The sequence below is a fragment of the Arthrobacter sp. Y3224055 genome (assembly GCF_059090825.1).
The window spans coordinates 271,704-297,594 of the sequence record NZ_JBNHGB010000003.1; the positions used below are offsets into that span (position 1 = coordinate 271,704).

Here is a 25,891-nt window from a genome sequence, read left to right on the forward strand (position 1 = left end):
GCACCTCTTCGGGTGTCCGGACCGTCCAGACCCGACGCCCGGTTCGGTCTTGACGGGGGCGGTAAGGCAGACTTGTACACGATGAGCATGCTGATCCCTTACCTGATGTCCGGTCCCCGCCCTGCCCAGTCCGCAGATGATACCTCTGCCCTCACCGGGGTGGCCGAGTGGGCCGTAGGGCTGATGGAAGGCATCGGGGCACCAGGCGCGGGTCTGGCGATCGCGCTGGAGAATCTTTTCCCGCCGCTGCCCAGTGAAGTGGTGCTCCCGCTGGCAGGCTTCACGGCCAGCCGCGGCAGCTTCAGCCTGATCGAGGCGCTGGTATGGACCACGCTGGGCTCGATTATCGGCGCGTGGGCGCTTTACGGGTTGGGCGCTTGGCTGGGCCGACGGCGCATGCGCGCCATTGCCGACAAGCTTCCGCTGATCGACCTGGAAGATGTGGACAGGGTGGAAGCCTGGTTCAACCGCCACGGCTACAAGGCAGTCTTCTTTGGTCGCATGATCCCGATCTTCCGCAGCCTGATCTCCATTCCCGCCGGCATCGAGCGCATGCCCATGGGCAAGTTCCTCTCGCTGACTGCAGCCGGGAGCCTGATCTGGAACAGCATCTTTGTGCTGGCCGGCTTCTACTTGGGAGAGAACTGGCACATCGTGGAGGAGTACGCCGGCGTCTTCCAGAAGATCGTCATTGTCGTTGTCGTTGTTGCTGGCCTGTACTGGTTGACCACCAGGATCCGCAAGATCAGGAACCGGCGGGCGTAGGTAGCTGCTAAGGGCTGATCCTCCCATCGGTCAGCTTTGCCGCCGGCCCTGTAGACCTTCCGTTCCGCCGCCAGTTCCTCCGCACCACGCATCCTGCTCTAGCCCCACCGGCCCTTACGGCGACGGACGCCACTCCGCTGACACCCCGCTGCCTTTACACCTTGACGGGCCCCCGGCCGCCACCGTGCTGCAATCACGCCGTTGACGGGCCGCCGGCCGCCAGGCATCGCCCTCACACCCCTTGACGGCAGTCCGCCGCCACCATGATCCTCACATCCTTGACGGGGCCTGCGCCCCACCGTGATGCCCGCTGGCCCAAGTGCGCCGCCGCCGTGTTGACGGGAACTGCCTGGCGTCCGCACCCCGGAGCCCGCGTACGAGCTCCGGGCGGGCTCGGCCTAGGCGTTCAGTCGCCCCATCCTCCTCCAGTTGACAACAGCTCCACCTGTTGTATGGTTAGCTACATAAGTAATGAACCCCTCCACCGAATAAGCGGTGCAATGGGCCGGGAAAGGGAGCGGCAGTGATCGATGACTCAAAGCCGATCTTCCTCCAGATCGCCGAACGAGTTGAGAACGACATCGTGGACGGGGCGCTGGCCGAGGAAGGCCAGGTGCCGTCCACCAATGAGTTCGCCGCCTTCTACCGGATCAATCCCGCCACCGCGGCCAAAGGCGTCAACCGCTTGGTCGATGACGGGATTCTCTACAAAAAGCGGGGGATCGGCATGTTCGTAGCCGCCGGAGCCCGCTCCCGCTTACTGGCCCGCCGGCGTGACGACTTCTACCGCGAGTACGTTCAGCCGATGGCCCGGGAAGCACGAAAACTGGGTATCAGCACCGAACAGCTGACCGCAATGCTCCACCGCACCGAGTCCACCAGCGACATGACAGAGGGAAGCGTGTCCCCATGAGCTACCAGAACACACCCGCCATCGAACTGAGGCAGGTGAGCAAGTCCTACCGCGATGCCAAGGCACTGGACAACGTCAGCCTCCGTCTGGAGGGCAACCGGATCTACGGTCTGCTGGGTCGAAACGGCGCCGGCAAGACCACCCTGATGTCGGTGCTCACTGGCCAAGGCTTCCAGAGCAGCGGTGAAGCCTTGGTCTTCGGGCAGCACCCGTATGAAAACGACGCCGTGCTGTCCCGGATCTGTTTCATCCGGGAATCACAGAAGTACCCGGACGATTTCACCCCCCGGCAGGCGTTCAAGTCCGCCGCCCTGTTCTTCCGGAACTGGGACCAGGCCTACGCAGACCGGTTGGTCGAGGATTTTCAGCTCCCGCCCAAACGGCGGATCAAGAAGCTTTCCCGCGGCCAGCTCTCCGCCGTCGGCGTGATCATCGGGCTGGCGTCCCGCGCGGAGATAACATTCTTCGACGAGCCGTATCTGGGGCTCGACGCCGTGGCCCGCCAGATCTTCTACGACCGGCTGGTTGAGGATTTCGCCCACCATCCGCGCACCATCATCCTTTCCTCGCACTTGATCGACGAGGTGGCAAACCTGCTGGAGCACGTCGTGCTGATCGACCGCGGCCGGATCATCATGGACGACGACGCCGAAGCGATCCGCGGGACGGCCTTCACCGTGTCCGGCAGCGCCGAAGCGGTCAGGTCCTTCGCGGTGGGGCGGGAAGTGTTGCACCGCGAATCGCTGGGCTCGCTGGCCTCGTGGACCATCGACGGCAGGCTGTTGGATGCCGAACGAGTCCAGGCTGCGGAACTCGCTGTGGAGTTGGCGCCGGTGTCGCTCCAACAACTGGTCGTGCGGAAGACCACTGCTGCAACCGATGCCGTCGCCGATGCCGACTCCGAGCTGGAGGTCCTGAAATGAACCGCGTCATCAACGTAGCGCGCATGCAGTTGATCAATAAGTGGACCTTCCTGGGCATCCCCGCCGTGATCCTGCTGGGTTCGTTCTTGGTTACCCTGGCCATCTGGGCGATGATCCCTGCCAGCGGCCAGACGTTACACTCCGGAACGGCGCAGGCGGTGATGTGGTACTTCTTCGCGCTGGGCATCCAATCGATGACTATGACGTTCCCGTTCTCGCAGGCGATGAGCGTGAGCCGCCGTACCTTCTACCTCGGCACCGTCGGCCTGTTCGCCGTGGTCGCCCTTGCCGTCAGTGTCCTGTACTACCTGCTGGGCCTGCTGGAAATTGCCACCGGCGGCTGGGGCTTCAACGGCAGGATGTATGCCCTGGGCTGGATCGCCGACAGCAGCCCGATGGTGCAGATCCTGTTCTACTTCATCGCCATGGTGGCGTTGTTCATGATCGGTTTCTGGTTCGCCACCATCTACAAGCGCTGGCAGGCGACCGGGATGTTAATCACATGGGTCGCGATCGCCGTGGTCCTGATCGGCCTTCTCGGCCTGATCGCACGGCAGGGCTGGTGGCCGGCCGTAGGCGGGTGGCTGGTGGCCCAGACCCCGCTGAGCACCTCCGGCTGGACGGCGCTGTTCTGCGCGGCCTTGGCGGCGGGGTCCTACCTGACCCTCCGCCGGGCCACCCCCTGACCAAGCCCTGACCCGCCCGCAGGACGGCGGCCCCAGCGCGCGCGCCGGGGCCGCCGTCGGGGCGTGTTGCAGGCGCAGAACCGTCGGTGCCGTCGCTTAGGGTTGAACGCGTGGCAGTTGACTTCACGGCGATCGATTTCGAGACGGCAAACGGGTTCCGGGGCTCACCATGCTCCGTCGGCTTGAGCAAGGTCCGTGACGGCCGGATCGTCGAGGAAGCCTCCTGGCTGATGCGGCCGCCGGAGGGCTTCGACCACTTCGACCGGCGCAACGTCCAGATCCACGGCATCACCGCGGGCATGGTGGCGGGAAAGCCGCGTTTCGGCGAGATCTTCGCCGACCTGGCAGCCTTCATCGGCTCCGACGTGCTGGTCGCCCACAACGCCGCCTTCGACATGGGCGTGATCCGATCGGCTCTGGAGGTCTCGGAACTCTCCGGGCCGGCCTACGACTACGCCTGCACCGTCATCCTGTCGCGGCGCAGCTATTCGCTGGTGTCCTATTCCCTGCCGTTCGTCGCCGAGGCCGCAGGCGTGCCGCTGCACAACCACCACGACGCCGTGGCGGACGCGCGGGCCTGTGCCGGCATCATGATCGACATCGCCGGCCGCAACTCGGCCGGCAGCATTCCCGAGCTGCTGACCGCCCTGCAGTTGCGCGCCTCGCGCCTGGAGGCCTACCTCCACGGCAGCGCGGCGGTGTCCAAACCCACCCGGACCGCGCTCGAGCGGCAGGCGCTGGGTGCGGCCGGGGGCGCCGCGCCGTCGTCGGCCTGGACCTACTGGCCGGACGAGGGGGAGAACCCCGAGCCCAACCACGCGGCCGACGACTCCCACCCGCTGTACGGCCAGACCGTGGTGTTCACCGGCCATCTGGGCCTGTCGCGGCAGGAGGCGAAGAACCGGGCGGCGGAGCTGGGGGCCCGGCCGGCCAGCAACGTCACCCGGAAGACCACCGTGCTCGTCGTCGGCGACGGTTTCGTCGCCTCCGACCTCAAGAGCGGCCGCGTCACGGCCAAGGCACACAAGGTGCTGCAGCTGCACAGCAGGGGCCAGCAGATCGAGGTGCTGTCCGAAGGCGAGTTCTTGCAGATGATCGGGGGACGCTGGCCCGCGCACAGCGTCTGACCCGCCGCCGTCGCCCGCACCGGAGTCAGAGCCGGAGGCCTACCCCGGTGAGTTCCTCGGACAGGTCGATCAGTCGGGAGGCGGCGTTGCGCTCGCGGGCGTGCCGCCGCGGCGCGACGACGGCGGGGCGTCCGGTCAGCTGGAACGGCCCGTCCGGTCCCCAGTAGTCGCCGTTGCGGACCTCCTCGGCGGCTGCCGCGTGCACCAGCGGCCGGGCGCCGGCGTCCTTGCCCTGCGCCACCAGCCCGAAAAGCACCCGTTGCCAGCCCGCCGCCGGACGCGACAGCTGCAGGCCCGGCCGGTCCGGGGTGAAGTATTTGCGCGCGTACCCGGGATGGGCCACCACGGAAGCGACCGGCGAGCCCACCGCCTCCAGCCGGTTCGCCAGCTCGAATCCGAAACTCATCACCGCCAGCTTGGACAGCGCGTAGGACCGGTAGCTGGAGTACCGGGCCGGCAAAGCGGCCCGGCGGAAGTCTGGCCGGACCCAGCGATGGCTGATGCTGCCCACATGCACCACGCGGCCGCGGCTGCGGCGCAGTACAGGCATCAGCCCGGCGACGAGCGCGAAGTGGCCCAGGTGGTTGGTGCCGAACTGCAGTTCGAAGCCGTCGGCGGTGAACTGCAGTTCCCGGGAACCGATTACCCCGGCGTTGGCCAGCAGGGCATCGATCCGCCCCCGCTCGGCAAGTTCGCCTGCCGCTTGCCGGACCGAGGCCAGATTGGCAAGATCCAGCTCCTGAAAGTGCACGTCCGCGCCGGGCACAGTGCGGCGGACGGCTTCCATGGCTGCCCGGGCGCGTGCCGCATCACGGGCAGCCATGACCACCGTGGCTCCCGCCGCGGCCAGTTGTTCACTGGCGAAGTAGCCGAGGCCGGCGCTGGCACCGGTCACGAGGATCGTCTTCCCGTCCTGGCGGGGCAGCGCAGGGGCAGCGCGGTCGTGGTCCACGGGCTCAGCCCTGGGTTTGCGCCAGGAAGCGCTCCGCCATGCCGAGGATGACGTCGGGGGCCTCCAGCGCGCCCAGCCATTCGGCGGGGAGCGCCGCTTCGCCGTAATGGGCGCCCAGGAGGTTCCCGGCGAGGCTGCCGGCCGAGTCGCTGTCGCCGTCGTGATTGATGGCCGCGGCGACTGCCCGGCGGAAGTGGTGCTCCGGCGTCGTGCTGTCCGCCGTCGCCAAGACGGCGTAGAGGGCGATGGCCAGGGCTTCCTCGGCCACCCGGCCCAAGCCCAGCGTGGCGGTCAGCACGGCCGGCTGCACGGGGCCGCCTGCCGACAGCTCGATGGCGGCGCGCAGCCTCCCTGCCAACTCGGCGGCGGCCGGGTCCTGCTCGGTGCGGGCCAGCAGGGCCACGGCGGCGCCGGGCAGCGTGGCCTGTTCGTGCACCAGCAGCCGAATCAGCGTGGCGAACGTTGCCGCGCTCTGGTGGGCCGTCGGATGGCCGTGGGTGAGCGCGGAGCCGTCCGTGGCCAGCCGCTGGACCGTCTGGTCGTCGACGAACGGCAGCAGCCCGAACGGAGCCGACCGGACCACCGTGCCGCAGTCCTTCGAGTCCCGGTTGACCGGGCGCGCCCGCGTTCCCATTTCCCCGGTGGCCAGGCCGGACAGGCAGGCGGCGCCGGGGGCGCGGCGGGCGTGCAGCACCTCCTGTTCGTCGATCCAACGCGGCTGGGGTTCCGGCGCGTTGTCCGGAAAGCGGCCCTCCTGGGTGGCGTACCAGCGCAGGTAAGCCAGCCAGAGGCAGGCGGCTTCGTCGGCGGCGGTACCGGCATTGGCCCATTCCAGCGCCTCGGTCAGCCCGTCGAGGGTATAAAGCGTCAGCTGCGTGTCGTCGGAGAAGTGGCCGGGCTCCGCCAGCTGGGAGAAGTCCCGCAGCCCGTCCGCCCCGAAGCGCCCGGCGATCGCGTCGAAGGAGTCGAATTCGACGCCGGCCCCCAATTGGTCCGCCAAGGCGCCTCCGAGCAGGCAGCCGCGTACCCGCGAGGCGAAGTCCGGCACCGCGTGGGCCGTCGTCTCCGGCTGGGTCACGGGCGGCGGCACGGCGGCGGGAACCGGTGTGGGTTGGGCGGCGCCGGGAGCGGGCCGCATGGTGCCGGGAGGGGGCGGCGCGCTGCCGGCGAAGTCCGGCGCGTCGGCGGAGGGGGAACCGGGGAGCGGGGCATCGTGAGTCACGACTACCAGCTTAGGCGCGGGACCGGACCTTTCGCCGGGCATCCTTCCCGGGCAGCACCCAGCGTTCTCACAGACCCCGATGCCAGAGTGGAGTAGTTTTGAGTAACCCGCCGGCTGCTGGCCGGCCCTGCAGAAGGACAGTATCCATGGCAGCAGCCCACCCCGCGTCACCGGCTCCGGCCGTCCACGCCGCCCCGCCCCGGCTCGGCGAGGGGCGCAGCTACTCGGCCCGCATCGGCGCCGAAGCGGCAGGTTCGTTCCTGCTCTTTTTCGGCGCCCTGGGGATCGGCATGTTCAATCCGCAGGGCGGCTTCAGCGTCCCCTTCGGCTTCGGCCTGGCGGTCGTTGCCGGCATGCTTGCGTTCGGCCACGTCTCCGGCGGCCACTTCAACCCGGCCATCACGCTGGGCAGCGCGCTCGCGGGCCGGACCTCCTGGAAGTCGGTGCCGCCCTACGTCCTGGCGCAGCTGGCCGGCACCTCGCTGGCCGCCGTCGTGCTCTGGGTGATCATGGCCAGCCACCCGGTCAGCGCCCAGTCGGCCGGCGTGTTCACGTCCATCTCCAACGGTTACGCCGGCGGCGACGAACTGGGCTTCTCGATGGCGGGGGTTTTCCTGGCCGAAACCGTCGCCACCGGGCTGCTCGTGGCGGTCTACCTCGGTGCCACCTCGTCCCTGGACCGGCTCCGCAGCGCCCCGTACGCGGTGGGGCTTGCGTTCGGCGTGCTGACCGCCGTGATGCTCCCGATTTCCAACGCCGGACTGAACCCGGCCCGCTCCACGGCCGCGGTGTATTTCGCGGACGGCAGCCCGCTGGGCGAACTGTGGCTGTTCTGGGCGGCCCCGCTGCTCGGTGCGGTGATCGCCGGGCTGCTCTACCGCAGTGCCGAACTGGTGCCGGGGCCGCGCAAGGCAACCAACGACGGCGATGCACCGGCTGCATCTTCCGGCAAGCCTGTGGAGGGGAAGACTGGCGCTGGCGGCGGCGTTTCGGCCGGCACGGTGCCCGCCGGAGGCGCGGCCGCCGGATCCGCGGCCGGCTCGGTGCCCGCCGGGTCCGCCGCCGGACGTGAGGTTCCCGACGTCGCGGTGGAGGACCACCCGGACGAGCCGGCGCCCGCGGACGATCAGGGCGCCGCCGAAGCCCGCGACTTCTTTGACCGCAAGCCGAACCGGACACGCCCGGACGGCGAATAACCACAAGGCCCCGCGCAACGGCACGTCCCGATTTTGGGACGTGCCGTTGCGCTTGTCCGAAACTGTCCCAGCCGCCGGATAGTTTGGAAATATGAGGTTACTGCACACGTCCGACTGGCACCTGGGCCGTTCTTTCCACGGCGTCGGGATGCTGCAGGCGCAGCACGCATTCGTGGAGCAACTCCTGCAGACAGTGCGCGAGGAGGGCATCGACGTGGTGCTCATCGCGGGCGATGTGTACGACCGCGCGCTTCCCGGTGTAGATGTGGTCAACCTCTTTTCCGATGCCTTGTCGCGCATCCGCGGTGCCGGGGCAACGGTGATCATGACCAGCGGCAACCACGATTCGGCCACCCGGTTGGGCTTCGGCTCCGGCATCCTGGCCCACGGCGGGGTCCATATCCGCGCCCGGCTGGACCAGCTTGCGGGCCCGGTGGAGCTGGACCTGGACGGCGCGACCCTTGCCGTGTACGGGATCCCGTACCTCGAGCCGCGGCTGTGCGCGGAGGAGCTGGGCGCGGAGGCTCCCAGCCACACCGCCGTCACGCGGTCGGCGCTGGACCTCGTCCGTGCCGACCTTGAGCAGAGGAGGGCCGGCGGCGCCGTGCATTCCCTGGTCATGGCGCATACCTTTGCCAGCGGCGGCGTCACCTCGGACAGCGAACGGGACCTGAGCATCGGGGGAGTGGGAGCGGTCCCGCTGGATTTGTTCGACGGCCTCGACTATGTGGCGCTGGGCCACCTGCACGGGCGCCAGACGCTGAGCGAAACGGTGCGCTATTCCGGCTCACCGCTGCCTTATTCGTTCTCCGAGGCCGGACACGAGAAGGGCGGCATCATCCTCGAATTCACCGCGGACGGGCTCGCGTCGGTGGAAAACGTCAGCTGGCCCTCCCCGCGCAGGCTCGCCGTGCTCAAGGGGACCATGCAGGACCTGCTCGAATCGGCGGACCACGCCTGGGCGCAGGACGCCTATTGCCAAATCACGGTCACCGACGACGAACGCCCGGCGAAGGCGATGGAACGGCTGCGGGCGCGCTTTCCCGACACGCTGGTGCTCAACTTTGAACCCGCCTCCGGGCCGCGCCGGGACACCATGAGCTACAGCCAGCGCATCGCGAAGGCCCAGGACGACCTGGAGGTCTGCTGCGGCTTCCTGGACCACGTCCGCTCCCGGCCGGCCGACGAAGCCGAACGCGCACTGTTGGCCGACGCGTTGGCCGCCGTGCAGGCAGCGGAGGCCGCGGCATGAGGGTCCACCGGCTTCAAATGCAGGCCTTCGGGCCGTTCGCTGCGCGGGAAACCATTGACTTCGACGAGCTGGGAGAGCAGGGGCTGTTCCTGCTCAACGGGCCGACCGGGGCCGGCAAGACCAGCATCCTGGACGCCATCTGTTTTGCGCTGTACGGGTCCGTTCCCGGCGCACGCCAGCAGGGGAAGCGGCTGCGCAGCGACCACGCCGAACCCGGGATAGAGCCGGAAGTCGTGTGCGAATTCTCCGCCCGCGGCAGACGGTTCGAAGTGACCCGCAACCCGCAGTGGGAAAGGCCCTCGTCCCGGGCCAGGTCCGGATCGGTGACGGAGCAGGCGCGCACGCTGCTGCGCGAGAAGATCAACGGGGCCTGGGTCCAGAAAAGCGGCCGCAACGACGAGGCCGCGGCCGAGCTGCTGGCCGTCCTGGGCATGAGCCTGGAACAGTTCACCAAGGTAGTCCTGTTGCCCCAAGGCGACTTTGCGGCGTTCCTGCGCGCCGACGCCAGGGAACGCCGGCCGTTGCTGCAGCGCCTGTTCGCGACCGACCGCTACGAGGCGGTGGAGCAGGTCCTGGCGGACGAAGCGGCCAAGGCACGCTCGGACTACCAGGCCGCGGTGGCAGGATCCGACCACCTGCTCGCCCGGGCAACAGAGGAAGCAGCCCGGCATCTGGCCGCCGAGGACATGCCGGACCAGTCAATGCCTGCCGCGGACCTGCTCGCCGCCCTTGAGTCCTCGATGGCGTCCGCGGCCGGCTCCGTCCGCGACCTGGCCGAGCGCGGACAAGATGAGCTGGGCCGGCTGCGGGAGGCCATTGCCCGGCACGAGCGGGCGCTGGCCGACCACGCGGAATTGGCGGCGCTGGAGAAACTGGCAGCCGAGCACCGCAACGGCGCCGACGGCCACGCAGCGCTGACCGAAACCCTGGCATCGCACCGGGCCGCGGAACTGCTGGCGTCGCCCATCCGGCACCGGGATCAGGCGGCACTCGCTGTGGAACGGGCCGGGAAAGAGTTTCTGGACCGGATCGACGAGGCCGAAGCCCATCCGCTCTTCCCAACATTCGTTTCCCGCCGCCCCGACCCCGATGCCGCGGGACAGGCGCTGCTCGAGGAGGCGGCGGCACAGCTCTCCGCCGAGCTCGGACGAATCCGCGCCCTGCTGCCGGAAGAGCAGCGGTTGCAGGCGGGGGCTGCCGACGTGCGGCGGTTGGAACAGCGCGCGGGCCGATTGGCCAAGGACATCGGTGCCGCGGAAACTACCCGGGAACGGCTGGCTGAAGTCGGCCGCGGGCTGCAGGAGGAATTGGCCACGCTGGCGGCAGCCTCCGACGACGTCGGCCTGCTCACCGAGCGGCTGGAACAGGCCCGGCAGCTTCGGGACACCGTGGCCGACTACGGCGCCTGCTTGGCCAAGACCGACGAGGCCCGCCGGAACCGCGATGCGGCGCACGCCAGGCAACTTCGGCTCAAGGAAGCCTGGCTGTCGCTGTTGGAACAGCGGCTCGATCAGGCCGCAGCGGAGCTCGCCGCCAACCTTGCAGAGGGAGACCCCTGTCCGGTGTGTGGCGGAACGGAACATCCGCAACCGGCCGCGGCCGCCGGCGGGCACCTGGTCACCCGCGAACAGGAAACAGCAGCCCGGGAGGACCACGCGGCGGCGGAAGCCACGTACTCCCAGGCCCGCGAGGCGTGCGCGGCACTGGAACAGCAACTCTCGGCCCTGGCCTCCCGCGGCGGCGCGACCGACGCCGCCGAAGCAGCCGCCGCCGTCGTCGCCGCCCGTGCCCGTTTGGACGAGGCCGTCGCGGTGCGGGAACGGCGCACAAAACTGCAGGAACGGGCGGCCGCCACGACCGAGCAGCTCGACGAGAACGGCCGGCAGCTGTCGGTTCTGGCCGTGGCCAAGGCCTCCGCCGATTCCGACCTCAAGGCCGGGAGGGAACGCGTGCAGGAACTCGAGCAGAAGCTGCGCGAGGCCCGTCCGGACGGAGGCAGCCTGCACGAACACGCGGCCTCGCTGTCCCGCCTCGACCAACTGCTGGCCGCTGCCCTGGACGTCCTGGGACAGCACCGCCACTGCGGCAACGCGTTGGAGCAGGCCGAAGCCGATCTGGCCTCGGCCATCGGGCAGTCCAGCTTCGCCTCCGAAGACGAAATCCGGGTGTCCCTGCTGGCACCGGCACAGCTGCAGGAACTGCAGCGGCGCCACACCGCCTACACCGAAGCAGGCCAGCGGGTGCAGGTGCTGGAGTCCTCCGAAGCCGTCGTCCGTGCCCGCACCGCGCTCGAGAAGGGCGAAACACTGCCGGGGACCGCGGAACTGGACGCGGCACGCGGGGAAGCCGCGGTCCTGGACGGGTTGGTGCAGGAGCACCACGTGCGGCACGGGGTGCTGACTGCGTCGCACCAACAACTTGCCAGCTACCGCCGGCGTTTCGACGAGGAACAAGTCCGCTTGGCCCCGATCGCGGAACGGCACGAGCTCCTGCAGTCGGTGGCGGACACGGTCAGGGGACTGGGCGAGAACGAACGCAAGATGACGCTCACCACCTACGTCCTGGCCGCGCGGCTGGAGCAGATTGCGGCGGCGGCTTCCGAACGCCTGATCGCCATGACCGACGGGCGCTACACCCTGGTCCACGACGACTCGAAGTCCGGCAACAAGAAGTCGGGCCTGGGATTGCACGTCAGCGACGAATGGACGGGGCAGCGGCGCGACACCTCCACCCTGTCCGGCGGCGAATCCTTCATGGCCTCGCTCGCGCTGGCACTCGGCCTGGCCGACGTAGTGCAGGCAGAGGCAGGCGGCGTGGACATCGAGACGTTGTTCGTCGATGAGGGATTCGGCAGCCTGGATGAGCAGGCATTGGAGCAGGTCATGGATGCGTTGGAGGGACTGCGCGACGGGGGCCGGGTCATCGGCCTGGTCAGCCACGTAGCGGAGATGAAGCAGCGGATCGGCGCCCAGCTCCAAGTCACGAAGGGGCGCCACGGCTCCTCCGTCCGCACCGTGCTTACCGGGGCCGCCTGACCACCGGTATGATGGTTGTGTTATCCGGGTTGTGCGCATCGGGAGGCGGGACGATGCGCGGTTCGAACCAACGGAAAAACCGATGACTGCTTCTGATTCCGGCGCGCCCGCCCAGCAACAAGCCCCCGGCAACGACACCTCCGGCCGCCGACGTCGCAAGACCCGAAACCCCTTCGGCCGCTACGCGCGGCTGGCGCGGATGGCCGGAGCCTCTTTTCTGGCCATCGGATTCCTTGCCCGGCTGCCGCTGGCGATGCTCACGGTCGGCGCCCTGACACTGGTCACCGTCAGCACCGGATCCTACGCCTCCGGCGGTTTCGCCGCAGGCGCCGTAGGCATCGGCTCGGCCGCCGGTGCGCCGCTCTTCGGTTATCTTGCCGACCGGGTCGGTCAGCGGCCCGTGCTGCTCGTGGCGGCTGCCGCACACACCTGCGCGATTGCCGTGCTGCTGACCTGCGTCTACATCGGAGGCAGTGGAGCCGGCCCCGTGGCGGTGCTTGCGGCGTCCTTCGCCGTCGGGGCCACCTGTCCGCAGGTCGGCCCGTTGGCCAGGGTGCGCTGGATGGCGATGACACGCAAGGACAAGCCGGTATTGGATACGGCGCTGTCCTACGAGAGCACCGCCGACGAACTGACGTTCGTGCTCGGACCGGCCCTGGTCGGGCTGCTCGCGGCGCTGATTGCCCCGTGGCTGCCCTTCGTGCTGGCCGCCGCCCTGACCGTGACGATGGTGACTGCCTTTGCCGTCCACCCCACCTACCGTGCGGTCGTCCCGGTGACGCCCGGGCTGGTCAAGGCGCATCCCGGAGCCGCCGCGGCTGCCTCGCCGGTGCGGATCAACTGGCCGCTGGTCGCCATCCCCGTGCTGGGGATGGTGGCCATGGGCGTGTTCTTCGGCGCAACCCAGAACGCCCTGAGTGCCTTCGGCGGCAGCTTCGGCGCGGCCGATACCGCGGGCCTGCTGTATGCGCTGCTGGGCCTGACGTCGGCCTTCGGTGCCCTGTCCGTGGCCTACTGGCCCGCACGGTGGAAGCATTCCAGCCGCTGGGTCGTGTGCGCGGCGGCGATGACGGCGTTCTGCGTCCTGCTGCTGCTGCCCGCCGAAGTGCTGCCGATGATTTTCGTGCTGCTGGTGGTCGGCGTGCCCGTCGGACCCACCATGGTCACCATCTACGGCATCGGAAGCCTGGTCGCTCCGGATGAGCGGCTCGGCACGGTGATGACGCTGCTCGCCAGCGGCGTCGTCCTCGGCTCTGCCATTGGTTCGGCGGTAGCCGGGGCGCTGGCCGAGAACCTGGGACACTCCGGTGCGTTCCTGGTGTCGATTGCCGCCTCAGCCATGCTGCTGGTGCTGGGCCTGGTCGCTGCCGCCGTCGTCCGGCGCCGCGGGGACGCCTGACCGCCGCCCGCCTGCTGCCGCTGCCGTCCGCCGCTGGGCGCGGCCGGGCTCAGCGCAGCTCCGCCTCGATGACTGCGGCCGAGCGCTTCAACGCCTCCGCAATTTGCTCATCCGGAGTGTCGGTCCGGATGTAGACCACGGCCACGGCAGCCGGGAGCTGCCCCGGGACGGTGACCGGCACGGCGACCGACGAGACGCCGGGGATGACCTCGTCATGGCTGATGGCATACCCGGCGGCCTTGGCGAGCCGGGCCTCCGGACGGATCGGCTGGCCCGGAGCATGCTGCTCCCACTGGTCCCGGGTCAGGGCCGATTGGATGGCGATGCCCGGGGCTCCCGCGGCAAAGGAATGCCGGGTGCCCGGACGCTGCACCAGTGCCGTCGTATGCCGCGGCTCCACGGTCAGCAGCGTCACGCAGTCGTGCTGGTCCCAGACCGCGACAAAGGCCGTCATCATCAGGTCGTTGGCCAGTGCTGTCAGCTCCGGCAGCGCCGCCGACTGCAGGTCCCGCGAAACACCCCGGGCCAGCGCGGCCAGGCCGGGCCCCGCCTGCACCCTGCCAGCCGAATCGCGCATCAGCAGCGAATGGTCCTCGAGCGTGCGCAGGATCCGGTAGGCGACCGAGCGGTGTACCCCCAACGCCTCGGACAACTCGGCGATCGTCATCGGCGACGGCGCCTCCGCCAGGATCTCCAGGGCCCTGATGCCGCGCGACAGGGTCTGCGAGTGCGCCGGGGCGGGTTTGATGGGGGTCTGGCTCATCGGTACATCCTCTGGAAAGTCCTGCACGGGAAATGCGGCGGGAACCGGTCACAGTGCTTGTGCCGGCCCTCACAGGTCCCATTGTTCTATATCGGGACAAAGCGTCCAACTATAGAACGCAGCGCCGTGCTTGGCAGCTTCTTTGGAGTGAGGGGCGCTCACGGGCTCCGGTCGATCCCGCAGGAGAGCGCCGTCGTGGCGCACCCCGGCAGCGTTTGGGCGTTATGGAAATGATATGGCGGCGCTATGTGTGGCCCGTCACTGTCCGGTAATATGGCTCCAGTCACATTACCGACCGTTCGGTAACCGTTCTGTGAATTCAACGGAGAAAATATGTCAACGTCAGAAGAGCTGGCAGGCAACCTCAGCCCAGCAGCCCGCCGTGAAGAGCGCAAGGTGCTCGCGGGCACCTTGGTCGGTACCACCATCGAGTGGTACGACTTCTTCATTTACGCGCAAGCCGCCGGCCTGGTGCTGGCTACGTTGTACTTCGCGCCGCTGTCCCAGGAGAGCGCCGGCCTGGCGCAGATCGTTTCCTGGGCCTCGCTGGGTATCAGCTTCCTGTTCCGCCCGCTTGGCGCCATCGTCGCCGGCCACTTGGGCGACCGTTTGGGCCGGAAGATGATGCTGGTCTTCACGCTGGTGCTAATGGGCGCCGCGACATTCCTGATCGGCGTGCTGCCGACCTATGGGGACATCGGGATCACGGCCCCGATCCTGTTGGTGTTCCTGCGCATCCTGCAGGGATTCTCGGCCGGCGGCGAATGGGGCGGCGCCGCGCTGATGTCCGTGGAGCACGCGCCGGTCAACAAGCGCGGCTTCTTCGGTGCCTACCCGCAAATCGGTGTTCCCATCGGCATGATCCTTGCCACCGGTGTGATGTGGCTGATGACCACTATCCTCAGCGAGGATGCCTTCCTTGCGTGGGGCTGGCGCGTACCGTTCCTGTTCTCGGTCGTGCTGATCCTGGTCGGCTACTTCATCCGTCGCTCCGTGTCCGAGTCCCCGGTCTTCAAGGAGATGCAGGAGCGCAAGAAGGAATCGGCCGCTCCGCTGGGCCAGCTGTTCAAGCACAACTGGAAAGAGGTCATCCTCACCGCGCTGATCTTCATTGCCAACAATGCCGCCGGATACCTGCTGATCGCGTTCTTCGCTTCCTACGCCACCAAGCCGGCGGACGCCGGAGGCCTGGGGATGGACCGCCCGTCGGTCCTGCTGGCCACCACGCTTGCTGCTTTCGGCTGGTTGATCTTCACCATGTACGGCGGAATCCTCTCCGACAAGATCGGCCGCATCCGCACCTTCCAGATTGGCTACGTGTGGGTCCTGCTGTGGCAGATTCCCATGTTTATGCTCATCGACACCGCGAGCATTCTGCTGATGGGCATTGCGATGTTCGTGCTGACCATCGGCCTGGGCCTGTCCTACGGCCCGCAGTCGGCCCTCTATGCCGAAATGTTCCCGGCCAACGTCCGATACTCCGGCGTTTCCATCGGCTACGCCATTGGTGCCATCCTCGGCGGTGCCTTCGCTCCGTTGATCGCCGAGTTGTTGTTGGGCCGGACCGGAAGCACGATCTCCATCGGGATCTACATCATGGTGCTGTGCGTCATCTCGCTCGTGGCGGTCTCCGTGGTCAAGGAGACCAAGGGCAAGAACCTGCGCGTGGAGGAAGCACACCAGGAGTACCTGCAGCAGCACCCCGAAGCGCGCGAGAACCGCTAAGTCGCGCCAGTCACCAGAGGCCACCAACTAAGGCCTCCGCGGGACTGCAGAGACGGACCGCCGCCGGCAGGGATGCCGGCGGCGGTCCGCTGTTCTTTAACCTGGCGGCGGCAGCCGCTACCGGGGCAGCGCTGCCATGACCTCGTCGTCGCTGACCTGGCCAAAGTATTGGTAGGCCTCGCCTACGGCTCTGAAATTGCGTGGCTGGCGCAGGCAGATCACGGCATCGGCCAGTTTCTGGAGCTCGGCACAGGCCTGCGGCGGGCCCACCGGCACCGCGACGACGATCTCGCGGGGGTCGCTCTGCCGTACGGCGTTGATCGCAGCCTTCATGGTGGCGCCGGTGGCCAACCCGTCATCGCAGAGGATCGTGGTCCGGCCGCGCACCTCTGCCGTCCGGCCCTGGAGATACGCTTCCTGCCGCCGCTTCAGTTCGGCCCGTTCCCTGTCCTGGACCTCCTGCAGCCGCTGTTCGCTGTAATTGCGGCGGCGCAGTTCTGCCACTATCGGTTCCACCATGACGACGGCGGTGTGCCCGCCATGGGCGGCCAAGGCACCGAAGGCGACCTCCGGCTGGCCCGGAATGCCTAGTTTGCGGACGATGAGCGCGTCGAAGTCGGCGGCCAGTTCTTTCGCCAACACCGCGCCCACCGGGACGCCGCCGCGCGCCAGGCCGAGCACGGTGACGTCGTCGCGGCCGCGGTATGCTGCCAGTTCGGCCGCCAGTTGCCGGGCGGCATCGGGTCGATCGGCGAAAGGGGCAGGTGCTCCGCTCAACAGTCCCACAATTTCAGTATCCTCTTGCGTTTCCCGGCTCGCGAGGGGGAGCGAACGCCCGCCGCGGCGGCGAAACGTGACGTGGCGGGCGTTCGGCCGGCCCAACGAAGCGGCTATTGCTCGACAGCCTGATAGACCGCTTAACCTGCATGGGTAGTTCTCCCCATCGCGGGTCGAATGCCCGCGGGATATGCTCGTGACAACGGTGGGGCTCGGAACGGGGGCCCGCATCGCGTCGGCTGGACTTGGGTCCGGCCGTGGAAGAGCCGGACCCGCAGGATTCCCCCAACGCCTGCCGCTCCGGCTCTTTCGTTTAACGCGACTGTCGCCGCAGGCGCGCGGTTTGGCAGCGGAGCCGTCCCGGCGTATGAATGGTAGGTGACCCAAGCCTCCGACCCCGCTCCCGAGAACCGATCAGCGCCCCGACCGGCCGGCCCCGACGGCACCGAGGCCGGCTTCGTCCCCGACCCCGGCCGGTGGCGGATCCTGGCCGTGCTGCTGGTGGCCATCTTCATGTCGCTGGTGAGCGTGAGCATCGTCAACGTGGTGCTGCCGTCCATCCAAACCGGACTGGGCGCGTCGGACTCGGACCTCCAGTGGGTGCTCTCCGGCTATGCGCTGACTTTTGGGGTGGTGCTGGTGGCCGCCGGACGGGCGGGCGATATTCTGGGCCGCGGCCCGCTGTTCATCGCCGGCGTCGCGCTCTTCACGCTCTCCTCGGTGGCCGCCGGACTCGCTCCGGATCCGCTCAGCCTGAACATCACCCGCTTCGTGCAGGGCCTGGGGTCGGGGCTGCTGAATCCTCAGGCCGTGGGGATGATCCAGCAGTATTTCCGCGGTGCGGAACGCGGCCGTGCCTACGGGGCACTCGGCAGCGTGATTGGCGTGTCGGTGGCCGTCGGGCCCCTGTTGGGCGGAACGATCATTGAGTTCGCCGGTGTCCAGGACGGGTGGCGCTGGACCTTCCTCGTGAATGTACCGGTCGGGATCCTGGCCATCGTGCTGGCGCTGATGTGGTTCAAACCGCGGCACACTGCCGTTGACCCTCCAGGGGAAGCAGACCGCGAAGGCGCCCCCGGCCTGCCCCGGGTAGCCAAGCCCGAACGCGACCTCGATCCCGTCGGGGCCGTGCTGCTGGGCCTGTCGGTGCTGGCGCTGCTGCTGCCCTTCGTCGAACGCGGGGCCGGTGCATGGATCTGGCTGCTGCTTCCCGGCGGCGCGGGACTGCTGGCGCTGTGGGCGTGGTGGGAACATACTTACAGCCACCGCGGGCGCAGCCCGATGGTCGACCTGCGGATCTTCCGCACCCACAGCTTCTCCGCCGGCTCGCTGATCGCCGGCCTGTACTTCATGGGCGTGACCAGCGTGTGGGTGCTGGTGGCGCTCTACATCCAGCAGGGGCTGGGCGGCAGCGCTCTGGAGGCGGGGTTGATCGGGCTGCCTGCCGCGCTGCTCGGCGCCTATTCGTCGCACTGGTCCGGCAAGCGGGTGCTGGAGCGTGGGCGGCAAATGATCGTCGCCGGGATCCTCTGCGCGTTGCTGGGGCTGGCGTCGACCATCGCCGTCATCCAACTGGAGGCAGCCGGGTTGCTCAGCATCTGGTGGATGCTGCTGACGCTGTCGTTCATCGGCATGGCGCAGGGCCTCATTATCACCCCCAACCAGACGCTGACTTTGGCCGACGTGTCGTTGGAGTACGCGGGGAGCGCCGGGGGAGTGCTGCAGACGGCCCAGCGCATCGGCACCGCCGTGGGCATCGCGGTCATCACCGCCGTCGCCTTTTCCGTCCAGGCCCGGTCAGGCTGGACCGAGGCGATCACCGCCGGACTGGCCGTCACCGCCGCGTCCGTTTTCGCCACGCTCGTCATCGCCGGAACCGACGCCCGCCGCGCCTCCCGCAGGTCCAGGCCGCGGCGGGGCTGAGCCGGTCAGCTCAGCCGGACCTCGACCTGCCCCTCGCGGACGCGTGTTTCGTAGGCTGGCTGCTCGGAGCTGGCGGGGCCCCTGACGATGCTGCCGTCTGCCAGGCGGAAGCGGCTGCCGTGCCAGGGGCAGGTGATGCACCCGTCGTCGACCTGTCCTTCTGCCAGCGGCCCGCCCATGTGGCTGCAGACGCTGTCCAGCGCCCGGACGGTGCCATCGCTGCGAAACAGGACCAGCGACACGTCGCCGGCGTGCGCCAGCTGCGGCCGGCCCTCGGCCAGTTCGCTCTCCGCCAGGACGGGGGTCCACTCGACGGGACCTTTCCGCCACGCCGTGTGGTTGACGTTGACGCCGCGGGCGTAGCTCAGGTGGCCGCCCAGGTAGCCGCCGGACATCACCAGCCCGAAGCCGCCCAGCGCGAGCACCTTGGCCAGCCCCCGGCGCTCGCCGCGGCGGGCCAGGAAGGAAGCGGCGAAGCACACCAACGCAGCCGAGTTGGATGCGGCGTGCACGATGCCGAGCCGGCGGTCCTCGCCCTGCGTGTCCGACCAGTCGTTGAGCCCGGCCCACGCCGTGGGTACGGCCGTGAGAATTCCGGCGGCCACCAGGAGGTCGGCCGCGGGCTCGGCACGGCGGCCGCCCACCGTGTCCAGCAGCGTGGACATGGTCCAGGCACCGATGGGAAAGTCGGTCAACAGCGGATGCAGCGGGTGGCCCACGAAGCTGCCGCTGAGGACGTTCCTGATCGGCCGGGGTCTGACGATCCTGCCCACCAGCCCGGCCACCGGTTCGGCGACCTTGTCCAGAGCCTCGGTACGTTCTATCCGTGCAACGACGGTACGCAGAATACTCACGCCGTTTCCCCCATCCCCTAGAACGGTCGGCATCCCGGACCGCCCCGTCGGCCGGGCGCCGGCACCGCGTGTAGGTGCCAGTGTGGCATCCGGCGGCGGGGCGGGCAAGGCCACAGACGCCGCTGGGCGGCTTCCCTGCGGAAGCCGCCCAGCGGCGTCGTCATGCGGTCGAAGACCGGGACTAGACCTGGTTGCCGATCTTAAAGCCCTTCGACGCCTGGCCGCGGAAGGTGCCGTCCTCGTCGTCCGCCCGGGTGAAGGAGAACCCGTCGGCGCCGATGGTCACCTCCATCTCGGAGTTGTCGGTGCGCTCGATGACCTCCTGCGGGTTGCCGTCGAGGTCGAGCACAAGGGACGCCTCGGTGTACCAGGACGGAACCACCGGGTTGCCCCACCAGTCGCGGCGCTGGTTGTCGTGGACATCCCAGGTGATGACGGGGTTGTCCGGGTCGCCGGTGTAGTAGTCCTGGGTGTAGATCTCCACGCGGTGGCCATCGGGATCCAGGATGTACAGGTAGAAGGCGTTGGACACGCCGTGGCGGCCGGGACCGCGTTCGATCCGGTCGGACATGCGCAGGGCGCCCATCTTGTCGCAGATCTGGATGATGTTGTGCTTCTCGTGGGTGGAGAAGGCCACGTGGTGCATCCGCGGACCGTTGCCGCCGGTGAGGGCGGTGTCGTGCACCGTGCCCTTGCGGTGCATCCAGGCCGCGTAGGTCACGCCGTCGGAGTCCTTGATGTCCTCGGTGACGCGGAAGCCCAGGTCCTCCAGGTACTTGCGGCCGCGCGGGACGTCCGGGGTGACCTGATTGAAGTGGTCCAGGCGCACCAGCTCGCCGGCCGAGTAGAGGTCGTAGCGCATGTGCAGGCGCTCCACGTGGTCCACCTCGTGGAAGAACTCGTACGGGAAGCCCAGCGGGTCCTCCACGCGGACGGAGTCGCCGATGCCCTTGACGAAGCCTTCCTTGCGGCGCTCGGTGCGGCAGCCCAGCTCCTGGTAGTAGGCCTCGGCGCGGTCCACGTCCTCCGGGGACCGCACGCGGTAGGCGAAGGCCGCCACCGCGGCGATCGGGCCCTTGCGCAGCACCAGGTTGTGGTGGATGAACTCTTCGAACGAGCGCAGGTAGATTGCCTCGTCGTCTTCGTGGGTCACGTGCAGGCCCAGCAGGTCCACGTAGAAGGCGCGGGACTTGGCCAGGTCGGTGACCACAATCTCCATGTAGGCGCAGCGCAGGATGTCCGGGGCCGGAACCGAGGGCTTGGGGATTTCGTTGCTCATAATTCTCTCCTTCGAGCGGTAGGGGTAGGTGTCAGGCGTCCGGGATGGCGGCAGCGTCTTCGGCCTTGCCGAAGACCGGGTTGTGCACCTCGCCGAGGTTGATGTGCACGGCCTGCTGGTCGGTGTAGAAGTCGATGGAACGGTAGCCGCCCTCGTGGCCCAGGCCGGACGCCTTCACGCCGCCGAACGGGGTGCGCAGGTCGCGGACGTTGTTGGAGTTCAGCCACACCATCCCGGCCTCGACATTCTGGGCGAAGTTGTGGGACCGCTTCAGGTCGTTCGTCCAGATGTAGGCGGCCAGTCCGTACTTGGTGTTGTTGGCCAGTTCGAGGGCCTCCTCGTCCGTATCAAACGGGGTGATGGCCACAACCGGACCGAAGATCTCCTCCTGGAAGATCCGGGCGTCCGGTGCCACGTCGGCGAAGACGGTCGGCTGGATGAAGTTGCCCTCCGGGAACTCCGCGGGACGGCCGCCGCCGGCGGTCAGGCGGGCCTCCTGCTTGCCGATCTCCACGTAGGACATGACCTTCTCGAAGTGCTCCGGGTGGACCAGGGCGCCGACCTCCGTCGTCTCCTCGTGGGGGAGTCCGACCTTGACCCGCTTTGCCTGGGCGGAGTAGCGCTCGACGAATTCGTCGTAGATGCTCCGCTGGACCAGGATGCGCGAGCCCGCGGTGCAGCGTTCGCCGTTGAGCGAGAAGACGCCGAAGATCGTTGCGTCGATGGCCGCCTCCAGATCGGCATCCTCGAAGACGACGGCGGGGGACTTGCCGCCCAGCTCCATGGAGAGGCCCTTCAGGTACGGCGCCGCGTTCGCGAAGATGATCTGGCCCGTGCGGGATTCGCCCGTGAAGGAGATCAGCGGGACGTCCGGGTGCTTGACCAGGGAGTCCCCGGCGTAGCCTTCCTCGCCGTAGCCGTGGACGATGTTGAAGACGCCCTCGGGCAGGCCGGCCTCTTCGAAGATTCCTGGCCACAGGGACGCGGAGAGCGGGGTGAACTCGGCTGGCTTCAGGACCACGGTGTTGCCGGTGGCCAGCGCCGGACCCAGCTTCCAGGACTCCAGCATGAACGGGGTGTTCCACGGCGTGATCAGGCCCGCGACGCCGATCGGCTTGCGGTTGACGTAGTTGGCCTGGCGGCCGGGAACCTTGAAGGCGTCGTCGTGCTGGGCGACGATGAGGTCGGCGAAGAAACGGAAGTTCTCCGCCGCGCGCTGGGCCTGCCCCAGGGCCTGCTTGATGGGCAGCCCGGTGTCGAAGCACTCCATCTCGGCCAGTTCCTGGCCGCGGGACTCGACGATGTCGGCGACCTTGTGCAGCACGCGGGAGCGCTGGCGCGGCAGCATGGTGGGCCAGGGGCCGTTCTCGAAGGCGTCCTTGGCGGCGGCAACGGCCGCGGCAACGTCGGCTACCTTGCCGGAGGCAGCCTTGATGTACGGCTTGTTGGTGACCGGGTCCAGCACGTCGAAGGTGTCGCCGTCGATGGAGTCGACAAGCTTGCCGCCGATGTAGTGCTGCAGGTGGGTGGGCAGGTTGTCCGGGACAAAGTGCTCGGCCATGATGGTCCTTTCCATGGGGGTTGAATGGTCGGTAGTCGGTGAGGTCTGGGCTGTGTGTGGTGCTTGGCCGCTGACGACGGCGGGGTGTCGCCGTCGGCAGCGGTCGCGGCCTACAGGGGCGAGGGCGGCAAGCCGTCCGCGGCCAGGTAGGCGTTGAGCGTGTTGGTCCGGTGTGCCCGGGCCGCCTTCTCCACTTCGCCGGCGCTGGCACCGGCGTCGATCAGATCCAGCAGTTGCTCGTGTTCCTCGACGGAGGAGCGGGCACGGCCGGGGATGTGGCTGAAGCTGGAGGCCCGCATGGCGTTGAGCCGGTTCCAGCCGCGGTGCACCAGGTCCAGGATGTGCGGGTTGGGGCAGCGTTCGTACAACCCGGCGTGGAACCGGTCGTTGAGCTGGGTGAAGCGGCGCGGATCGAAGTCTTCCAGGCAGCGGCGCAGCTCGGCGTTGACCGCTCGCGCCTCGGCCAGGTCCGCGGCGGAGAGCAGCGGCGCGGCCAGGGCCGTCGCCGCGCCCTCGATCACGGCCAGCGTCTGCATGGTGTGCAGGTACAACTCGGCGTCGACGGCCGCGACCGTCGCCCCGATGTTGCGCTCGAACGTCACCAGGCCCTCGGCCTCCAGCCGACGGATTGCCTCGCGCACCGGTACGGTGCTGCAGCCAAGCTCCGCGGCGATGGTCCCGAGGACCAGCCGGTAGCCGGGCACCAGCTCGCCCTTGGCGATCCGCTCGTGCAGCAGCTCGTAGGCCTGTTCCGACTTGCTGGGGGCCAGGGTCGTCACTTCGGCTGCTCCGCGACCCATGCCTCGTAGCGGGCGCGCCATTCGGCGTTCATCGGGAACAGGCCCTCGATCTTGTGGCCCTCCTTGACCATCTCGAAGACGAAGCTGTCCTGGCGTTCCTGTTCGACGACCTCGTCCGCGATCTCGGCGGCCAGGGCCGGCGGAATCACCAGGATGCCGTTGTCGTCGGCCACGATGATGTCGCCGGGCTGGATGGTGGTGCCGCCGCAGGCGACCGTCACGTCGGTGTCCCACGGCACGTGCTTGCGTCCCAGCACCGCCGGGTGGGCACCGTTGTAGAACGTCGGGATGTCCAGCGCCGCCACCTCGGAAAGGTCGCGGACCCCGCCGTCGGTAATGATGGCCTCTGCGCCGCGTACCTGGGAGCGCAGGGCGAGGATGTCCCCGAGGGTTCCGGATCCCTTCTCGCCGCGGGCCTCCATGACCAGGATCTCGCCCGGACCGAGCGCGTCGATGATGCGCTTCTGCGCGTTGTAACCGCCGCCGTGCGACTTGAACAGGTCCTCGCGGTTGGGCACGTAGCGCAGGGTACGGGCGGTGCCGATGACCTTCTGGCCCGGCTTGGTGGCCAACAGGCCGTCGACGCTGACGTTGTTCAGCCCGCGCTTCCGCAGCGCGCCGGAGATGGTGGCGGTGGCGACCGACAGCAGCTTGGCCTTGACGTCCTCGGTCAGCGCGGACTTGCCGGTGATTGCCGGCGCCAGCCCGGCCGCTTCCTCGCTGCCGAAGGCATCGATCCGGTCGGCGTCGGTGATCTTGGGAGTGTTGCCGAAGGACGCGAATTCCGCTTCGCCCTGGGTGACGGTGGTCGACAGGCGGCCGGTGCTCAGCCCTGCGGCTTCGTCGGAGACCTCGACCTCGACGACGTCGCCCGGCACGATTACGGAGGAGCCGGCCGGGGTTCCGGTAAGGATGATGTCCCCCGGATGCAGCGTCATCAGCTGCGACAGGTCGGCGATAATCCGGGCGAAGGAGAAGATCAGGCCCGCGGTGGTGTCGTCTTGGACGACCTCGCCGTTGACCCAGGTGCGGATCCGGAGGGCGTCCGGGTTGACCGACGCCGCGGGCAGCAGGGACGGGCCGATCGGTGTGAAGCCGTCGCCGGACTTGGAGCGGACGTTGGAGCCCTTGTCGGCGTACTTGATGTCGTAGACGCCCAGATCATTGCTGGCGGTCACGTGACCCACATGATCCCAAGCCTCGTCGATGCTGATACGGCGGGCAGGCTTGCCGATGATCAGGGCAATCTCGCCCTCGAAGGCCAGCAGTTCGGTGCCAGCGGGGCGCTCCACGGTGCCGCCCGAGAGGGCCAGCGAGGAGGAGGCCTTCATGAAGTAGGAGGGGTGCGCCGGAACCCGTCCGCGCTGTGCCGCCCGGGAGTTGTAGGACAGGTGTACGGCCAGCACTTTGCCGGCGTCCTCCAGGATCTGGGTATCCACCGTTTGCAGCGTGCCCGCGGACTGGGTGACGTTGGCTTCGGACAAAGCTTCCTCCTGTGAAGTACGAAATCGTATATGATCCATCATGGCCTGTGGCGAGGGCCACGTCAAGAACGTGGGGGACATTTTCTTGAACGACCGGTCGGCCGAACCCGATGTGCTGCGTGCCTGTCTGCGAAGGTCACGGTGGGAGCAGTTACCCGTCAGAAATGCCAACCCGCATATCTTGCATCTCCCGGGGAACCGCCTAGAGTAAATGCATATGCATGGATTTGCGTGCGTACCGCTCAAGGAAGTGATTGTGTAATGAAGGCTTGGCAGTTTACAGAAATCGACACACCTCTCTCGCTCAATGAAGTTGCCGCACCGGAACCTGCTGCGGATGAAGTTGTCCTGGACATCAAGGCCGCCGGGCTGTGCCACAGCGATGTTGGATTCATTGACGGCACCTTGACGTCGCTGCTTCCGTTCCGGCCTATCACGCTCGGCCATGAGATCGCCGGTATCGTCTCAGCGGTCGGTGCGGATGTCACGACCTTCTCGGTGGGGGACCGAGCCGTTATTCCCGCCGCGATCGAAGGCCCCGGCACCTCGCTTGACGGGGGCTTCGCAGAAAAGGTGAAGGCCCCCGCACGGTTGGTGGCACCGTTGCCGGACGGCGTCCCGTTTGATCAGGCGGCGGCCGCGACGGATGCCGGTATGACTTCCTACCACGCCATGATGGTTCAGGGCAGACTCAAGCCGGGGATGAAGGTCGGGGTTATCGGCCTGGGTGGTCTGGGATCACTCGGAGCGCAGACGGCGATAGCCAACGGCGCAGAACTTTACGTGGCCGAAGTCAATGAGAAGGTGCACCCGATGGCACTCGAGATCGGTGCCACAGCAGTAGCCAAGGACATTCGGGATTTTGCCGACAAGGAACTGGACCTGGTAGTCGACTTTGCAGGCTTCGGCACTACAACCGCCGGTGCCGTCGACATCGTTCGTCGCGGTGGCCGCGTCGTCCAGGTGGGGCTCGGACGGAGCGAAGGCACCATCAACCTCCAGCAGCTCACGCTGAACGAAGTCGAGCTGGTCGGTTCCCAGGCAGGAACACTGCAGGACTGCGCCGACGTGCTTCAGCTGATGGCGGATGGAAAACTGTCGGCCCACATCAGCCAGATTTCCTTCGACGAAATCGGAGAAGGCATCGGCAAGTTGGCTCGCGGCGAGGTTATTGGCCGGCTGGTCGCTTTGATCGACTGATCCAGCGAAGTCCGCGGTTCCTGGACACACAACACAAGGCACCTCCAGCCCAAGT

The 25,891-nt window shown here is 68.1% G+C and carries 21 protein-coding genes; 12 read left to right on the forward strand and 9 right to left on the reverse strand.

From position 1 onward, the window contains the following. Window positions 1–87: 87 nt before the first annotated feature. The 5 genes from AC5RTY_RS09430 (at window position 88) to AC5RTY_RS09450 (ending at window position 4,414) form a co-directional block, all read left to right on the forward strand. Window positions 88–765, forward strand: a complete 678-nt coding sequence (locus tag AC5RTY_RS09430) for a DedA family protein (RefSeq protein ID WP_494023295.1) — start codon at window positions 88–90, stop codon at window positions 763–765. Window positions 766–1,288: 523 nt separating this feature from the next. Further along, a complete protein-coding gene (locus tag AC5RTY_RS09435) occupies window positions 1,289–1,678 on the forward strand; it encodes a GntR family transcriptional regulator (protein WP_494022839.1) in 390 nt (129 codons plus the stop codon). Continuing rightward, window positions 1,675–2,601: an ABC transporter ATP-binding protein gene (locus AC5RTY_RS09440; protein ID WP_494022840.1), complete on the forward strand. Its 927-nt coding sequence runs from the start codon at window positions 1,675–1,677 to the stop codon at window positions 2,599–2,601. Before AC5RTY_RS09435 ends, AC5RTY_RS09440 begins: the two co-directional genes overlap by 4 nt. A 23-nt stretch (window positions 2,602–2,624) precedes the next feature. Further along, entirely contained in the window at window positions 2,625–3,287 is a 663-nt protein-coding gene (locus AC5RTY_RS09445) for a hypothetical protein (RefSeq protein WP_494139439.1), read from the forward strand. 110 nt (window positions 3,288–3,397) lie between these two features. Beyond that, window positions 3,398–4,414 carry a 3'-5' exonuclease gene (locus tag AC5RTY_RS09450; protein ID WP_494022842.1) on the forward strand — a complete coding sequence of 339 codons (1,017 nt, stop codon included), beginning with the start codon at window positions 3,398–3,400 and terminating at the stop codon, window positions 4,412–4,414. Window positions 4,415–4,439: 25 nt separating this feature from the next. Here AC5RTY_RS09450 and AC5RTY_RS09455 read toward each other — a convergent pair whose 3' ends face one another. Then, window positions 4,440–5,366, reverse strand: a complete 927-nt coding sequence (locus AC5RTY_RS09455) for an SDR family NAD(P)-dependent oxidoreductase (RefSeq protein WP_494022843.1) — start codon at window positions 5,364–5,366, stop codon at window positions 4,440–4,442. 4 nt (window positions 5,367–5,370) lie between these two features. After that, window positions 5,371–6,588, reverse strand: a complete 1,218-nt coding sequence (locus AC5RTY_RS09460; protein ID WP_494022844.1) for an ADP-ribosylglycohydrolase family protein — start codon at window positions 6,586–6,588, stop codon at window positions 5,371–5,373. A 146-nt stretch (window positions 6,589–6,734) separates the two neighbouring features. Between AC5RTY_RS09460 and AC5RTY_RS09465 the strand changes: the two genes are divergently transcribed. The 4 genes from AC5RTY_RS09465 to AC5RTY_RS09480 all read left to right on the forward strand — a co-directional run bounded on the left by AC5RTY_RS09465 (window position 6,735) and on the right by AC5RTY_RS09480 (window position 13,470). After that, the gene (locus AC5RTY_RS09465; RefSeq protein WP_494139440.1) at window positions 6,735–7,784 is read left to right on the forward strand and encodes an MIP/aquaporin family protein; all 1,050 of its coding nucleotides are present in this window, start codon (window positions 6,735–6,737) and stop codon (window positions 7,782–7,784) included. 91 nt (window positions 7,785–7,875) lie between these two features. After that, complete coding sequence (locus AC5RTY_RS09470) at window positions 7,876–9,036, forward strand: exonuclease SbcCD subunit D (protein ID WP_494012405.1); 1,161 nt, start codon at window positions 7,876–7,878, stop codon at window positions 9,034–9,036. After that, window positions 9,033–12,071, forward strand: coding sequence for an AAA family ATPase (locus AC5RTY_RS09475; protein ID WP_494109365.1), 3,039 nt, complete (start codon window positions 9,033–9,035; stop codon window positions 12,069–12,071). Before AC5RTY_RS09470 ends, AC5RTY_RS09475 begins: the two co-directional genes overlap by 4 nt. An 82-nt stretch (window positions 12,072–12,153) precedes the next feature. Further along, window positions 12,154–13,470 carry an MFS transporter gene (locus AC5RTY_RS09480; protein ID WP_494000090.1) on the forward strand — a complete coding sequence of 439 codons (1,317 nt, stop codon included), beginning with the start codon at window positions 12,154–12,156 and terminating at the stop codon, window positions 13,468–13,470. 49 nt (window positions 13,471–13,519) lie between these two features. On the opposite strand, the gene AC5RTY_RS09485 is transcribed toward AC5RTY_RS09480, so the two are convergent. Further along, a complete protein-coding gene (locus AC5RTY_RS09485; RefSeq protein WP_494012403.1) occupies window positions 13,520–14,233 on the reverse strand; it encodes an IclR family transcriptional regulator in 714 nt (237 codons plus the stop codon). Window positions 14,234–14,566: 333 nt separating this feature from the next. Between AC5RTY_RS09485 and AC5RTY_RS09490 the strand changes: the two genes are divergently transcribed. After that, window positions 14,567–15,958, forward strand: coding sequence for an MFS transporter (locus AC5RTY_RS09490; RefSeq protein WP_494000088.1), 1,392 nt, complete (start codon window positions 14,567–14,569; stop codon window positions 15,956–15,958). Between the two features lie 117 nt (window positions 15,959–16,075). Here the strand turns inward: AC5RTY_RS09490 and AC5RTY_RS09495 are convergent, their stop codons facing one another. Further along, a complete protein-coding gene (locus AC5RTY_RS09495; RefSeq protein WP_494139441.1) occupies window positions 16,076–16,744 on the reverse strand; it encodes a phosphoribosyltransferase in 669 nt (222 codons plus the stop codon). A 369-nt stretch (window positions 16,745–17,113) separates the two neighbouring features. Between AC5RTY_RS09495 and AC5RTY_RS09500 the strand changes: the two genes are divergently transcribed. Next, window positions 17,114–18,658: an MFS transporter gene (locus AC5RTY_RS09500; RefSeq protein WP_494012400.1), complete on the forward strand. Its 1,545-nt coding sequence runs from the start codon at window positions 17,114–17,116 to the stop codon at window positions 18,656–18,658. 5 nt (window positions 18,659–18,663) lie between these two features. Here AC5RTY_RS09500 and AC5RTY_RS09505 read toward each other — a convergent pair whose 3' ends face one another. From AC5RTY_RS09505 to AC5RTY_RS09525, 5 genes are all read right to left on the reverse strand, one after another. Continuing rightward, window positions 18,664–19,512 carry a Rieske (2Fe-2S) protein gene (locus AC5RTY_RS09505; protein ID WP_494012399.1) on the reverse strand — a complete coding sequence of 283 codons (849 nt, stop codon included), beginning with the start codon at window positions 19,510–19,512 and terminating at the stop codon, window positions 18,664–18,666. A gap of 181 nt (window positions 19,513–19,693) precedes the next feature. Further along, window positions 19,694–20,791, reverse strand: a complete 1,098-nt coding sequence (gene hpaD / locus AC5RTY_RS09510) for a 3,4-dihydroxyphenylacetate 2,3-dioxygenase (protein ID WP_494000084.1) — start codon at window positions 20,789–20,791, stop codon at window positions 19,694–19,696. Between the two features lie 31 nt (window positions 20,792–20,822). Then, complete coding sequence (gene hpaE, locus AC5RTY_RS09515; RefSeq protein WP_494000083.1) at window positions 20,823–22,352, reverse strand: 5-carboxymethyl-2-hydroxymuconate semialdehyde dehydrogenase; 1,530 nt, start codon at window positions 22,350–22,352, stop codon at window positions 20,823–20,825. 110 nt (window positions 22,353–22,462) lie between these two features. Then, window positions 22,463–23,152, reverse strand: coding sequence for a GntR family transcriptional regulator (locus AC5RTY_RS09520; protein ID WP_494000082.1), 690 nt, complete (start codon window positions 23,150–23,152; stop codon window positions 22,463–22,465). Further along, the gene (locus tag AC5RTY_RS09525; RefSeq protein WP_494139492.1) at window positions 23,128–24,600 is read right to left on the reverse strand and encodes a fumarylacetoacetate hydrolase family protein; all 1,473 of its coding nucleotides are present in this window, start codon (window positions 24,598–24,600) and stop codon (window positions 23,128–23,130) included. Before AC5RTY_RS09525 ends, AC5RTY_RS09520 begins: the two co-directional genes overlap by 25 nt. Window positions 24,601–24,897: 297 nt before the next feature. Here AC5RTY_RS09525 and AC5RTY_RS09530 point away from each other — a divergent pair, with 297 nt between their 5' ends. Beyond that, window positions 24,898–25,836, forward strand: a complete 939-nt coding sequence (locus AC5RTY_RS09530; protein WP_494025655.1) for a zinc-binding dehydrogenase — start codon at window positions 24,898–24,900, stop codon at window positions 25,834–25,836. The last annotated feature ends 55 nt before the right edge of the window (window positions 25,837–25,891 follow it).

Coding starts and splice junctions, on each gene's coding strand:
- AC5RTY_RS09430 (WP_494023295.1), top strand. CDS start 88: ATGCTGATCCCTTACCTGATGTCCGGTCCCCGCCCTGCCCAGTCCGCA.
- AC5RTY_RS09440 (WP_494022840.1), top strand. CDS start 1,675: ATGAGCTACCAGAACACACCCGCCATCGAACTGAGGCAGGTGAGCAAG.
- AC5RTY_RS09445 (WP_494139439.1), top strand. CDS start 2,625: ATGCAGTTGATCAATAAGTGGACCTTCCTGGGCATCCCCGCCGTGATC.
- AC5RTY_RS09465 (WP_494139440.1), top strand. CDS start 6,735: ATGGCAGCAGCCCACCCCGCGTCACCGGCTCCGGCCGTCCACGCCGCC.
- AC5RTY_RS09470 (WP_494012405.1), top strand. CDS start 7,876: ATGAGGTTACTGCACACGTCCGACTGGCACCTGGGCCGTTCTTTCCAC.
- AC5RTY_RS09475 (WP_494109365.1), top strand. CDS start 9,033: ATGAGGGTCCACCGGCTTCAAATGCAGGCCTTCGGGCCGTTCGCTGCG.
- AC5RTY_RS09480 (WP_494000090.1), top strand. CDS start 12,154: ATGACTGCTTCTGATTCCGGCGCGCCCGCCCAGCAACAAGCCCCCGGC.
- AC5RTY_RS09485 (WP_494012403.1), bottom strand. CDS start 14,233: ATGAGCCAGACCCCCATCAAACCCGCCCCGGCGCACTCGCAGACCCTG.
- AC5RTY_RS09490 (WP_494000088.1), top strand. CDS start 14,567: ATGTCAACGTCAGAAGAGCTGGCAGGCAACCTCAGCCCAGCAGCCCGC.
- hpaD (WP_494000084.1), bottom strand. CDS start 20,791: ATGAGCAACGAAATCCCCAAGCCCTCGGTTCCGGCCCCGGACATCCTG.
- hpaE (WP_494000083.1), bottom strand. CDS start 22,352: ATGGCCGAGCACTTTGTCCCGGACAACCTGCCCACCCACCTGCAGCAC.
- AC5RTY_RS09520 (WP_494000082.1), bottom strand. CDS start 23,152: ATGGGTCGCGGAGCAGCCGAAGTGACGACCCTGGCCCCCAGCAAGTCG.
- AC5RTY_RS09530 (WP_494025655.1), top strand. CDS start 24,898: ATGAAGGCTTGGCAGTTTACAGAAATCGACACACCTCTCTCGCTCAAT.